8 protein-coding genes, 1 pseudogene and 2 riboswitches are annotated in these 12,944 nt (G+C 62.4%); of the genes and pseudogenes, 6 read left to right on the forward strand and 3 right to left on the reverse strand.

Annotated features, from left to right (window positions below):
- Positions 1 to 17: 17 nt before the first annotated feature.
- Positions 18 to 2,909, reverse strand: a complete 2,892-nt coding sequence (locus tag QNA08_RS05605; RefSeq protein WP_283739715.1) for a ribonucleoside-diphosphate reductase subunit alpha — start codon at positions 2,907 to 2,909, stop codon at positions 18 to 20.
- 109 nt (positions 2,910 to 3,018) lie between these two features.
- Positions 3,019 to 3,230: riboswitch (cobalamin riboswitch) on the reverse strand.
- Positions 3,231 to 3,294: 64 nt separating this feature from the next.
- Entirely contained in the window at positions 3,295 to 4,716 is a 1,422-nt protein-coding gene (locus tag QNA08_RS05610) for a short-chain fatty acyl-CoA regulator family protein (protein WP_283739680.1), read from the reverse strand.
- 145 nt (positions 4,717 to 4,861) lie between these two features.
- Here QNA08_RS05610 and QNA08_RS05615 point away from each other — a divergent pair, with 145 nt between their 5' ends.
- The 6 genes from QNA08_RS05615 (at position 4,862) to QNA08_RS05640 (ending at position 12,770) form a co-directional block, all read left to right on the forward strand.
- Positions 4,862 to 5,290 carry an acyl-CoA thioesterase gene (locus QNA08_RS05615; protein WP_283739681.1) on the forward strand — a complete coding sequence of 143 codons (429 nt, stop codon included), beginning with the start codon at positions 4,862 to 4,864 and terminating at the stop codon, positions 5,288 to 5,290.
- Positions 5,287 to 6,840, forward strand: a complete 1,554-nt coding sequence (locus QNA08_RS05620; RefSeq protein ID WP_283739682.1) for an MmgE/PrpD family protein — start codon at positions 5,287 to 5,289, stop codon at positions 6,838 to 6,840. The genes QNA08_RS05615 and QNA08_RS05620 overlap by 4 nt, the downstream gene beginning before the upstream one ends.
- A gap of 10 nt (positions 6,841 to 6,850) precedes the next feature.
- Entirely contained in the window at positions 6,851 to 8,053 is a 1,203-nt protein-coding gene (gene prpC / locus QNA08_RS05625) for a bifunctional 2-methylcitrate synthase/citrate synthase (RefSeq protein ID WP_283739683.1), read from the forward strand.
- 11 nt (positions 8,054 to 8,064) lie between these two features.
- Positions 8,065 to 8,976: a methylisocitrate lyase gene (gene prpB / locus QNA08_RS05630; protein ID WP_283739684.1), complete on the forward strand. Its 912-nt coding sequence runs from the start codon at positions 8,065 to 8,067 to the stop codon at positions 8,974 to 8,976.
- A 64-nt stretch (positions 8,977 to 9,040) separates the two neighbouring features.
- Positions 9,041 to 9,252, forward strand: a riboswitch (cobalamin riboswitch).
- A gap of 105 nt (positions 9,253 to 9,357) precedes the next feature.
- Complete coding sequence (metE, locus tag QNA08_RS05635) at positions 9,358 to 11,700, forward strand: 5-methyltetrahydropteroyltriglutamate--homocysteine S-methyltransferase (protein ID WP_283739685.1); 2,343 nt, start codon at positions 9,358 to 9,360, stop codon at positions 11,698 to 11,700.
- A gap of 107 nt (positions 11,701 to 11,807) precedes the next feature.
- Positions 11,808 to 12,770 carry a LysR family transcriptional regulator gene (locus tag QNA08_RS05640; RefSeq protein WP_283739686.1) on the forward strand — a complete coding sequence of 321 codons (963 nt, stop codon included), beginning with the start codon at positions 11,808 to 11,810 and terminating at the stop codon, positions 12,768 to 12,770.
- Here QNA08_RS05640 and QNA08_RS05645 read toward each other — a convergent pair.
- A pseudogene (locus QNA08_RS05645) lies at positions 12,767 to 12,865 on the reverse strand (DUF2274 domain-containing protein); the annotation flags it as partial. The gene QNA08_RS05640 and the pseudogene QNA08_RS05645 sit on opposite strands and share 4 nt — an antisense overlap.
- Positions 12,866 to 12,944: the final 79 nt, after the last annotated feature.

Here is a 12,944-nt window from a genome sequence, read left to right on the forward strand (position 1 = left end):
TCTTTCTTCCCGGCTGCTCACTGGCAGGCTTCACATTCGGGATCGTCGATGGCGCAGGCCTTGCCCCAGGCGGCGTTCGTGGCGATCGCGACCGGTCCTGTGACAGGCGCCGCAACGACCGTCGCGGAGACGGCGTTAAGCTTGCCGTCGGTGCCCTTCAGCGTCGATTTCTCGACATGGGTCGCCGAACGCGAGCGCAGGTAATAGGTGGTCTTCAAGCCCTTGCGCCACGCCAGGCGGTAGAGCTCGTCGAGTTTCTTGCCGCTCGGATTGGCGATGTAGAGGTTGAGCGACTGCGCCTGGTCGATCCATTTCTGACGGCGCGAGGCAGCCTCGATCAGCCATTTGGGGTCGATCTCGAAGGCAGTGGCATAGAGCGCCTTCAGGTCGTCCGGGATGCGGCCGATCTCGCCCACGGATCCGTCGAAATATTTGAGGTCGGACACCATCACCTCGTCCCACAGGCCGCGCTCCTTGAGGTCGCGGACGAGCTGCGCGTTCACGACGGTGAAGTCCCCCGACATGTTCGACTTGACGAACAGGTTCTGGTAGGCGGGCTCGATGGACTGCGACACGCCGCAGATGTTGGAGATGGTCGCCGTCGGCGCGATCGCCATCGTGTTGGAATTCCGCATGCCGACCGTCTTCACCCGTTCGCGCAGGGATTCCCAGTCGAGGGTCGATGACTCGTCCATCTCGACGCCGGGCCGTGCTTCCTTCAGCAGCCGGATCGAGTCGACCGGCAGGATGCCCTTCGACCACAGCGAGCCCTCGAAACTCGAATACCGCCCGCGCTCCGCCGCAAGGTCTGCCGAAGCCGAGATCGCGTGATAGCTGATCGCCTCCATTGACCGATCGGCGAACTCCACGGCAGCATCCGAGGCGTAGGGGATGCGCAGCTTCTGCAGCGCATCCTGAAAGCCCATTAACCCCAGGCCGACCGGACGGTGCTTCAGGTTCGAGCGCCGCGCCTCCGGGATCGTGTAGAAATTGATGTCCACCACATTGTCGAGCATGCGCATCGCGGTCTTCACCGTCCGCTCAAGCCGCTCCATGTCGAGCCCGTCCCCGCTGATGTGGTTGACGAGATTGATCGAGCCCAGGTTGCAGACCGCCACCTCGTCCCGCGAGGTATTGAGGGTGATCTCGGTGCACAGGTTCGACGAATGCACCACGCCCGTGTGCTGCTGCGGCGACCGGATGTTGCACGGATCCTTGAAGGTGATCCATGGATGCCCGGTCTCGAACAGCATGGTCAGCATCTTGCGCCACAGGTCGAGCGCGCGGACCTTGCGGAACACTTTTATTCCGCCGGCCGCCGCCTTTGCTTCATAGGCCTCGTAGGCCTTCCGGAAGGCCGTGCCGGTGAGGTCGTGCAGGTCCGCCGTCTCATCGGGCGAGAACAGAGTCCACTCGCCATCGGCCTCCACGCGCTGCATGAACAGGTCCGGCACCCAGTTGGCGGTGTTCATGTCGTGGGTGCGGCGGCGGTCGTCGCCGGTGTTCTTGCGCAGGTCGAGGAATTCCTCGATGTCGACGTGCCACGTCTCCAGATAGGCGCAGACCGCGCCCTTGCGCTTGCCACCCTGATTGACGGCGATGGCGGTATCGTTGGCGACCTTCAGAAATGGGACGACGCCTTGGCTTTCGCCGTTGGTGCCCTTGATATGCGCGCCAAGGCCGCGCACCGGCGTCCAGTCGTTGCCCAATCCGCCGGAGTATTTGGCGAGCAGCGCATTGTCCCGGATACCCTTGAAGATGGCGTCAAGGTCGTCGCCGATCGTCGTGAGAAAGCAGGACGAAAGCTGCGGCCGCGTCGTCCCCGAATTGAACAGCGTGGGCGTCGAGGCCATGAAATCGAAGGAGGACAACAACTCATAGAATTCGATGGCGCGCGCCTCTCTGTCGATCTCGCGGAGCGCCAGACCCATCGCCACGCGCATGAAGAAGGCCTGCGGCAGTTCGAAGCGTTGGCCCTTCGTGTGGAGGAAATAGCGATCGTAGAGGGTTTGGAGACCGAGATACTGGAAGTTCAGGTCGCGCTCGGGCTTGAGTGCTGCGCCGAGCCGGGCAAGGTCGAAGCGGCCGAGTTCCGGGTCGATCAGATCGGCCTCGATACCGACTTTGACGAAATCCGGGAAATAGCTCGCATAGCGCGTCGTCATCTCTGCCTGGGTCGCCTGCTCCGGGAGCCCTGAGACGAAGGTCAGCGCCTCGCGCCGCAGCCGATCAAGCAGCAGGCGGGCCGAAACGAACGCGTAGTTCGGCTCTTGTTCGACGAGCGTGCGGGCGGCGAAAATTAGCGCAAGCGACAGCTCGTCGAGCGTGATGCCGTCGTAGAGGTTGCGGCGCGCCTCGGAGAGAATGGGCGCCGATGAAACGGCGTCGAGGCCGGCGCAGGCTTCCTCCGCGATCGCTGCAAGTCGCGCCTCGTCCAGCGCCATAGGCGAGCCATCCTCGGCCTTGATGTGCAGCACCGGCGCAGTGTTCTCCGCCACAGCCTGCTTCTCGGCCAGACGCTCGCGTGCCCGTTCTTCGCGATAAAGCACGTAGGCGCGGGCAACCTTGTGATGTTCGCCGCGCATCAGCGCGAGCTCGACCTGATCCTGGATGTCTTCGATGTGGAAAGTCCGCCCGGCATCGGCTCGCCTGGTCAGGCCGGCGACGATCTGTTCGGTAAGATCAGCCACGATGTCGTGGACGCGGCGCGAGGCGGCGGCGCTGTTTCCCTCAACGGCGAGGAATGCCTTGGTGAGAGCGACGGCGATTTTCGAGGCGTCGAACGGTGTGACGGTGCCGTTGCGACGGATTACCTGATAGCTTGGTTCGGTAGCCGGTCGCGCTGCTCGCAGCACGATCGGGGGTTCATCTGGTTCGATCCGCAGCGCGGCTTCGGCGATTGAGGACATCGGCTTGAGACCCCTTGTGTTTGGGGGCAAAGGCCGAGCGGACGCGTGCGTAGTCCGGCAGAAGGGGCCGGCAAGACAACAAGCGACCACCGGGACACCCCGCCCGAGGACGATTCATGCTGTCGCGGCAGGTCTCCTGGCTCGCGGGTCGTCGCCTGCATCCTTGCCTTCCCGAAGCCTGAGGGCTTCAGTGGCGCAATATGGACGAAGGCTCACCGCCAACAGTTGCGGGGGCAGCTCCGGCATTGCCTTATGGGCGCACCGAATTCCCTCTTAGCTCTCGATCATCTGATTCGAGAGACCGTGACCACTATATTTAGTATGCTTGACGTCGCTGTTGTCAATGGGTGGCGTTCGTATGGCCGCAATGTTGTTTTTGGAACGGCTACCTCATGGCAGCATAAGGGGCAAAAGCGCTGCGATTCGGATCGGCGTTCAGAGGCTGGCCGATCGGTGGAAATGCACGCTGTGGGCAGGCCGGGCGTTCGCAGATTTTGCAGCCGGCACCGATCGGGGTTGCCGCCGCCGGATTACTGAGATCAAGACCGTCGGCATAGACAAGCTGCGACGCATGGCGGATGTCGCAGCCAAGCGCAACCGCGAAGGTCTTCCGAGGTGCGCGATATCCGCCCTGTCCGCGCGAGACAGATCGGGCGATCCACAAATAGGTTCGCCCGTCCGGCATGCTGGCCACTTGTGTCAGGATGTGATCGGGCTGGGCGAAGGCTTCATATACGTTCCACAACGGACAGGTGCCGCCGAAGCGTGAGAAGTGGAAGTCCGTAGCCGACTGCCGCTTGGAGATGTTGCCGGCACGATCCACGCGGATGAAGAAGAACGGAACGCCATGCGCGCCCGGCCGCTGCAGCGTGCTGAGGCGATGGCAGGTCGTCTCGAAGCCAACGCCGAAGCGCTGCCCGAGGAGTTCGATATCGTACCGCGCATCTTCCGCGGCTGCGAGGAATGCTGCATAGGGCATTATCAGCGCGCCGGCGAAATAGTTGGCGAGCCCGATACGGGCAAGTGACTGTGATTGGCTGTTGGTGAAAGTGCCTGCGGCGGCGAGATCGTCGATCAGTTCGCCTTGTTCTAGGAAGGCGAGCTGTGTCGCCAATTGGAACGCCTGCTGTCCTTGTCGCAGATGCGCCGACAACCGCAGCAATCTCGCAACCGGATCGAAATGCCTCTGCATTTCAGCGGAGAGCATATTGTCGATCTCCATCCGGATCTGGTGCCGCTCGAATAGACGCATGGCGATCGCGGTGCCCATCCGTCCGATCGGCATCTTCATTTCAGCGGCGATGTGCTCGGCTGCCTCGTCCAGTTGGGAGATGTGGTTATGGCGCGCATAGAAGAAGTCCCTCACTTCCTCGAACGCCGTTGAAGGGGGAAGCGGCACATCCCCCTGCCGATCATCCCCGACCCGCGCAGCCAGAGCGGCGAGTTGGTCGAGCGCACGGCCATAGCGGCGATGAAGGGAAACGATCGCACGCCCGACAGCAGGCATGTTGCTCGCGAGCTCGCGCAGTTCCGCAATGGCGATCGTCTCGCTGATGGCGGGGTCCGACATGACCTCGCGCAGATCGGAGATCAGTCGCGCCTCGTCCTCTTCCGAGAAAAGTTGGAGATCGATGCCGAATGCGGTTCCCAGCTTGAGCAGTACCGATACGGTCAATGGGCGCTGATTGTTTTCAAGCTGGTTGAGATAGCTCAGCGAAATTCCGATCGCGGAGGCAAGCGCCTGCTGCGTCAGGTTTCGCTCCTCCCGCAGCCGCTTCAAACGTACCCCCGCGAGCACCTTCCTCATCGGGCGAGGCCTCTGTTGACTTCGCAAACTTTGCAAATCTGCCGATTTCGCTTCACAAATCTACACATTTTCAGCCCTTTCTCGCGATCCGATTCGTGCGAATATTGCGAATATTCGAGATCGATAGCAAGGGAGCGAGTGATCGATGTTGGCCGATGCGTCGCCACGGGCAGGACCAGACGAAGCGCGCTTCCTCGAGCTCGTCTTTCCCGATCAGGCCAATCACTACGGAACGCTGTTCGGCGGCCACGCGCTGAGCCTGATGGGCAAAGCAGCCTTCGTTGCGGCCACACGGCGAGCGCGCCGCCCGGTGGTGATGGCCGTCTCAGAGAAAGTGGAATTCCATATGCCCGTCCGCGTGGGCGAACTCGTCGAACTCTGCGCGCGGGTGGAACGGGTCGGGTCCAGCTCCATGACCGTGGTGGTGGACATGACGGCCGAGGCGCTCGTCTCCGGTCAGCGCCGGCTCGCCGTGCGCGGCTCCTTCGAAATGGTGGCCGTGGACGAAGCAGGACGCCCGGTCGCAATCGCACCCCAATCAATGCCGGACCTTGTAGAGGAAACCAACCTGTGAAGCAGCACACCGTCCGAACGCACAAGTCCGCCGAGAATCTCCCGCGCACCGAGCAACTTGCCTGGAAAATTGCGGAGGTCGCCACCGATCCGGTGCCCGTGGAGCCCGACGTGGCTGAAATGATCGGCAACCGCATCATCGACAATGCGGCTGTGGCTGCCGCTTCTTTCACACGGCGCCCGGTGGCGAGCGCGCGGACGCAGGCACTTGCCCATCCTTACCAGCCCGGCGCCACCATCTTTGGCCTGTCCCCGCAGAGGCGCGTCTCGCCCGATTGGGCGGCCTGGGCTAATGGCGTTGCAGTCCGCGAGCTGGATTTTCATGACACGTTTCTCGCTGCTGAGTATTCCCACCCTGGCGACAACATTCCGCCGGTTCTGGCGGTGGCGCAGCATTGCGGACTAGACGGCGCAGCGCTGCTCCGCGGTATTGCGGCCGGCTACGAGATCCAGGTGAACCTCGTGAAGGGTATCTGCCTGCACGAGCACAAGATCGACCACATCGCCCATCTAGGTCCGTCTGCTGCCGCCGGCATTGGTGCTGCCTTGGGGCTCTCTACCGAGACGATCTATCAGGCGGTGCAGCAGGCGTTGCACGTCACCACCACCACGCGCCAGTCGCGCAAGGGCGAGATTTCAAGCTGGAAAGCCTATGCGCCCGCGTTTGCCGGCAAGATGGCGGTGGAGGCGGTGGATCGGGCTATGCGCGGCGAAGGCGCGCCGTCACCGGCATGGGAGGGCGAGGACGGCTTCATCGCCTGGCTACTGGGCGGCTCCAAGGCGGAATACATCGTGCCGCTGCCCGAAAAGGGCGAGCCCAAGCGTGCAATTCTCGAAACCTACACCAAGGAGCATTCGGCCGAATACCAGAGCCAGGCGCTGATTGACCTCGCCCGACGCATGAGGCCGAAGATCGGCGACCTATCCAAGGTGGAGAGCATCGTCATCCATACCAGCCATCACACCCATTACGTGATCGGCACCGGCGCCAACGACCCGCAGAAGATGGACCCGAAGGCGAGCCGCGAAACGCTCGACCATTCGATCATGTACATCTTTGCGGTCGCGCTGGAGGACGGCAGCTGGCACCACGAGCGCTCCTACGCGCCGGAGCGCGCCAACCGGCCGGAGACCGTCGCCCTCTGGCACAAGATCAGCACGATCGAAGACCCGTCCTGGACGAAGCGCTACTACAGCTACAACCCGAAGCAGAAGGCGTTCGGCGGTCGCGTCGTGGTGACGCTCAAAGATGGCCACGTGATCGAAGACGAGATTGCCGTGGCCGATGCACATCCGCTCGGAGCCCGCCCGTTCGGCCGGACGGAATACATCGCCAAGTTCCGCACGCTCGCCGAGGGCGCCGTCTCCTCCGCAGAGCAGGACCGTTTCCTCGACGCGGTGGAGCGTCTCACCAAGCTGAAATCGGATGATCTGGGCGGCCTCACTTTCTCGGTGGACCCCGCGATCCTGAGCGCACCCACGACCCCAGGCATCTTTGATTGGCGTCGCGCTGCACCGGCCGCGGCCGAGCCTTCAGTCGTGTCCGGTTAGGGAGGATCAGATGTCCCAGAATCAGACTGTTGCCACGGCCGCGTCATCTGCGACGCCGAAGCCGAAAAAGTCGGTGGCCCTGTCCGGCGTCGTGGCTGGCAATACGGCGCTTTGTACCGTGGGCCGCACGGGCAATGATCTGCACTATCGTGGCTACGATATTCTCGACCTCGCCGAGACCTGCAGCTTCGAGGAGATCGCCCATCTCCTCGTGCACGGCGCCCTGCCCACCGCAGCAGAGCTTTCGGCCTATCGGGCGAAGCTAAAGGGCTTGCGCGGCCTTCCTGCCGCCGTGCGTCGCACTTTGGAGGAACTGCCCGCCGCCGCCCATCCTATGGACGTCATGCGCTCCGGCGTCTCGGCGTTGGGTTGCGTGCTGCCCGAAGCCGCGGACCACAATCATGCCGGCGCCCGCGACATCGCCGACCGCCTGATGGCTTCCCTGGGGTCCATGCTGCTCTATTGGCATCACTTCGCCCAGAACGGCCGGCGTATCGAGGTTGAGACAGACGACGAGACTATCGGCGGGCATTTCCTCCACCTGCTGCACGGCCGTGTGCCCAACAATAGCCATGTGCGGGCTATGCACACCTCACTGATCCTTTATGCGGAGCACGAGTTCAACGCCTCAACCTTCACCGCACGCACCATCGCAAGCACGGGCGCAGACCTTTATTCGGCCATCACGGGTGCCATCGGAGCACTGCGCGGACCGAAGCATGGTGGGGCTAACGAGGTCGCCTTTGATATTCAGAGGCGCTATGTCGATCCGGCGGAAGCGGAAGAGGACATTCGCCGCCGCGTGGCTGCCAAAGAGGTCGTGATCGGCTTCGGCCATCCTGTCTACACGGTGTCGGACCCGCGCAACATCGTCATCAAGGAGTTGGCCCGTCGGCTTTCTATCGAAGCAGGTTCGATGCGGATGTTCGAGATCGCCGAACGGATCGAGCAGGTGATGGGCGATACCAAGACGATGTTCGCCAATCTCGACTGGTTCAGCGCTGTTTCATACCACATGATGGGTGTGCCGACCGCGATGTTTACGCCGCTCTTCGTTATCGCCCGCACCTCCGGGTGGAGCGCGCACGTCATCGAGCAGCGGCAAGACAACAAGATCATCCGCCCCTCCGCGAACTATGTCGGCCCGGATCACCAACAGTTCGTGCCCATCGAGGCACGTGACCGCACCAGCTCTTCCGTGCGTGCGGCCTGAAGGAAACCGATATGCCCTATTTCGTTGCATCCGAATCTCCCGCCGAGCCTGCCGGCGCCCGCTTCCGGGCTCTGGTGGAAAGAGGCGGCATTCTTCCCATTCCCGGCGCTCACAACGGCATGGCCGCGCTCCAGGCCAAGGCGGTTGGCTTTGAAGCGCTCTATCTCTCCGGCGCCGCCATGACGGCTTCCATGGGCTTGCCTGACCTCGGCATCATCACCGTGGACGAGGTGGCTTTCTTCATCCGCCAGGTGGCACGAGCGAGCGGCCTGCCGGTGCTGGTCGATGGCGACACCGGCTATGGAGAAGCCCTCAATGTGATGCACATGGTGCGTACCTTCGAGGAGGCTGGGGCTGCCGCCGTCCATATCGAAGACCAGCTCCTGCCGAAGAAATGCGGCCATCTCAATGACAAGAAGCTCGCGGATGTCCGTGACATGGCGGCCAAGGTGGCGGCCGCAGCAAAGGCGCGCCGCAACCTCTATCTCATCGCCCGCACCGACGCAGCCGCGAGCGAGGGAATCGACGGCGCGGTAGCCCGCGCGAAGCTCTATGTCGAAGCGGGTGCCGATGCGATTTTTCCCGAGGCGCTCACCGACGCCGAGATGTTCCGCGAGTTCGCGCGCCGCATGCCGGGCGTGCCGTTGCTCGCCAACATGACCGAGTTCGGCAGAACGCCTTTCTTCACGGCGTCTGAATTCGAAGCGATGGGCTACCGCATAGTGATCTGGCCGGTTTCGTCCCTGCGCGTCGCCAACAAGGCGCAGGAAAGGCTCTATGCCGCGCTTGCGCGTGACGGCAGCGCGAGGGCCTTGCTCGACGAAATGCAGAGCCGCGCAGAACTGTACGACCTGATCGGACTGGCTGACTACGAGCGACTCGACGCTTCCATTGTCGCCACCGTACTTCCGGCCGTTGCCTGACTGCCAAGCGATAGAATGATATAAAGATGTCTTTATATCTCACTTGACATCGAATTGGTAGTCGTCATTATTGCACCGTCGTGGTTCTCTGCGCCTGTCTTTGGCCAGAGCTAAGAGGGAATCCGGTGCGCCCAAAAGCAATACCGGAGCTGCCCCCGCAACTGTAGGCGGCGAGCCTTCATCCCAATTGCGCCACTGAAGCCCTCGGGCTTCGGGAAGGCAGGATGAAGGCCGTGACCCGCGAGCCAGGAGACCTGCCGCGACAGCATGAAACGTCCTCGGGCGGGGTGTCCCGGTGGTCGCACGTCTTACCGGTATTCTAGCCGGAGTACGCACGCGCGCCCGCTCGGCCTTTGCCCCCAACATCATGGGGTTGAGCCGATGTCTCTACTTTCACTTCCTGTCAGCACTCTCGGCGTGCCGCGGATAGGTCCGCGCCGTGAGCTCAAGTTCGCACTCGAATCCTACTGGTCAGGCAAGTCCGATGCCGCTGCGCTCCTAGAGGCCGCTGCCGGTCTGCGCGCCGCGCATTGGGCGCGCCAGAAGGCGCTCGGTGTGACTAACATCCCGTCGAACGACTTTTCGCTCTACGACCATGTGCTCGATACGAGCGTCATGGTCGGCGCCATCCCTGAAATTTACGGCTGGACGGGCGGCTCCGTGCCGCTCGACACCTATTTTGCCATGGCGCGCGGCAGCCAGGGCGATAGCCATGACGCGGCGTGCTCCCACGGTGGTCACGGCGAGCCTCGCGGTGTTCCGGCGCTCGAAATGACCAAGTGGTTCGATACCAACTACCACTACATGGTGCCGGAGTTCACGAAAGATCAACAATTCACATTGGCTTCGAACAAGCCGGTGGACGAGTATCGCGAGGCCAAGGCGCTCGGCTACGAGACACGTCCCGTCCTGCTCGGTCCCGTCACCTATCTAAAGCTCGGCAAGAGCAAAGATCCGACGCTTAACCCTCTATCGCTCATCGGCAACCTGCTTCCAGTCTATATTGAGGTGCTTCGACGTTTAGCGGCGAACGGTGCCGATTGGGTACAGATCGACGAACCTTGCCTCGTACTCGACCTCGATGAGGCGACGCGAGACGCATTCCGCCAAGCCTACAGCTTCTTCGCGCACGCGATACCGCAACTGAAGATCATGCTGACGACCTATTTCGGGGAGCTCGGCGATAATCTCGACGTGGCGCTTGGGTTGCCGGTCGCTGGCCTCCACCTTGATCTTGTTCGCGCGCCGGAGCAGCTCGACACCGTGCTCGCGAGGGCACCTCAAGGACTCGTGCTGTCGCTCGGTGTTATCGACGGACGCAACATCTGGCGTGCTAACCTGCCCGCCATTCTTGACCACCTGGAGCCGGTCGTGGCCCGACGCGGCTCCGATCATGTCGAGATCGCACCATCCTGCTCGCTGCTGCACGTTCCGATCGACCTCGATCTGGAACCGGGCCTCGATCCCGACCTTAAGGAGTGGCTCGCCTTTTCAGTCCAGAAGATGGGTGAACTCGCCGTCCTGGGGAAGGCGCTGGTCGAGGGCCGAGAGGCCGTGATGCAGCAACTCACCGACTCTGCCGTTGCGGCCGGCCGGCGCGAGGCGTCGGAGAAGGTGCATGACGCGGCCGTCGCGGCCCGTATCGCCTCGGTCACGCCGGAAATGGCGAGACGAGCAACCCCCTTCACTGAACGCGCCCGCCTGCAGCGTGCAGCGTTGAATCTACCTTCGTTCCCGACGACGACGATCGGCTCCTTCCCGCAGACCGAAGACGTTCGCAAAGCCCGTGCGGCACATGCTAAGGGCGCAATCAGCGACGCTGATTACGAGGCCTTTCTGCGCAAGGAGACCGAGGCGGCCGTGCGCTGGCAAGAGGAGATCGGCCTCGACGTGCTAGTCCATGGCGAATTCGAGCGCAACGACATGGTGCAGTATTTCGGGGAGCAGCTCTCGGGCTTCGCTTTCACCAAGCATGCCTGGGTGCAGAGCTACGGCTCGCGCTATGTCCGGCCGCCGATCCTGTTCGGTGACGTGTCGCGGCCGCAGCCGATGACGGTAGAATGGTGGCGCTACGCCCAGTCCCTCACGAAAAAGCCTATGAAGGGCATGCTGACCGGACCGGTCACGATTCTCAACTGGTCATTCGTGCGCGATGATATTCCACGTAGCGTCGCCTGCCGGCAGATCGCGCTTGCGATCCGAGACGAGGTGCAGGACCTCGAGGCGGCCGGGGCTGGGATGATCCAGATCGACGAAGCTGCTTTACGCGAAGGTCTGCCGCTCCGAAAGGCCGGCTGGAAGGCCTATCTCGATTGGGCGGTCGAAAGCTTCCGGCTCACCTCTTCTGGCGTTTCGGATGAGACCCAGATCCACACCCACATGTGCTATTCGGAGTTCAACGACATCATCGACGCCATCGCTGCGATGGATGCAGACGTCATCTCGATCGAGACTTCGCGCTCGAAAATGGAGCTGCTCGATGCCTTCCGGACCTTCAAATATCCGAACGAGATCGGACCCGGAGTTTACGACATCCACTCTCCGCGTGTGCCGGAAACGGTGGAGATGACGCAACTGCTTAGTCTTGCGCGGGAGCGCATCGCCGACGGACAGCTCTGGGTCAATCCGGATTGCGGCCTGAAGACCCGCAAATGGGAAGAAGTACGCCCTGCGCTTGTCAACATGGTTGCTGCGGCGAGGCAACTCCGCCTGGCGGCGGCCTGATCGTGGTCAGGAATACCGGCCGTGTTGCTGAGGCTGCGGTGCGCGATACTCCCTAAAGGCGGCGTGATCCTTTGCTGCCGGGAAACCACCGGTTCGAGGGCGGCGCGATGAGGCGCCGCCCTTGCAACCACCGGCTCAAGGCCAACGCATATCATGGAGCGCGCCGTGAACTCTTGGGTACGCGCATCCCGCTCATTGCGCTTATCCAGGCTGTCGCGGTTGGAGAACACTTGAACTTCCGGCATGCGGCCGCCGCTCTTGGCATTAGCCAGTCGTCGGTCAGCGAACGTGTCCGGGCGCTGGAAGAGGCGCTCGGGGTCCGGCTCTTTGAGCGGGGACATCGAGGAGTTCGACCGACTGAAGCCGGACGCTTCTTTCTCGCCCAAATCACCGATGCGATAGATCAGCTCGACTACGCCGTGAAGACAGCCGGGATGATTGGCGGCGGCGAGATTGGTCGCATCAGGATCGGCGTGCCGACAACGATCGCCGCGGGGTTCCTTGCCGAACTTCTGGATCGCTATCGACAGCGATGGCCAGGCATCGACATCGAACTGTTCGATGGTCGTGCTCGCGATGCCATCCTCAAGGTTCGCGAGGGAGAATTGGACGTCGCCTTCGTCGCCGGGATAACCGATATCCCTGATTGTCATGCCAAGCCGCTCTGGACAGAACCACTGGTTATCGCGGCACCGGAAAGCGATCCGCGGGCTAAGTGTAGTGCCCTGTCCTGGCGCAATTTCGCAGACGACCTGTTCCTGGTGCGCTACGGCGGAACTGGCCCGCAAGCACATAATCATATCGTCCGCCGCTTCGAGGAGCGAGGCCTTCACCCGAACGTGCAGCGCTGCGACGTGGACCACTGCATGCTCCTGTCAATGGTCGCAGCGAATTATGGGATTACGCTTGTGAGCGAGGCGACCAGCAAGGCTGCCCCTCCCGGTATCACGTTCATCCGGCTGCTCGATGAACCGGAGCCCGTCAAATTCGGGGCTGTATGGTCCCCGCAGAACACAAGCAAGGCGCTTCGCGGCTTGCTGGATATCGCGCGCAAACAAGCCACGATCTAGGCTAGACTGGTCCGCCGCGCCTTGGCGAAACCGCGATCCGTAGCGATGAACCGCTCCAGCATGGGTACGATCAGACGCACAGGATCGATAGGGGGATTGACCTGCCCCCTTCCTGATCCCTCGGTTTGAGTGAGAGTCCGTCACCTAGAGGAGACGGACGTGAAGAAGAGCAGG

Origin of the sequence: Chelatococcus albus, assembly GCF_030067675.1 — a bacterium.
Classification (GTDB): domain Bacteria; phylum Pseudomonadota; class Alphaproteobacteria; order Rhizobiales; family Beijerinckiaceae; genus Chelatococcus_A; species Chelatococcus_A albus.

Coding starts and splice junctions, on each gene's coding strand:
- prpB (WP_283739684.1), top strand. CDS start 8,065: ATGCCCTATTTCGTTGCATCCGAATCTCCCGCCGAGCCTGCCGGCGCC.
- metE (WP_283739685.1), top strand. CDS start 9,358: ATGTCTCTACTTTCACTTCCTGTCAGCACTCTCGGCGTGCCGCGGATA.
- prpC (WP_283739683.1), top strand. CDS start 6,851: ATGTCCCAGAATCAGACTGTTGCCACGGCCGCGTCATCTGCGACGCCG.
- QNA08_RS05640 (WP_283739686.1), top strand. CDS start 11,808: ATGAGGCGCCGCCCTTGCAACCACCGGCTCAAGGCCAACGCATATCAT.
- QNA08_RS05610 (WP_283739680.1), bottom strand. CDS start 4,716: ATGAGGAAGGTGCTCGCGGGGGTACGTTTGAAGCGGCTGCGGGAGGAG.
- QNA08_RS05605 (WP_283739715.1), bottom strand. CDS start 2,909: ATGTCCTCAATCGCCGAAGCCGCGCTGCGGATCGAACCAGATGAACCC.
- QNA08_RS05615 (WP_283739681.1), top strand. CDS start 4,862: ATGTTGGCCGATGCGTCGCCACGGGCAGGACCAGACGAAGCGCGCTTC.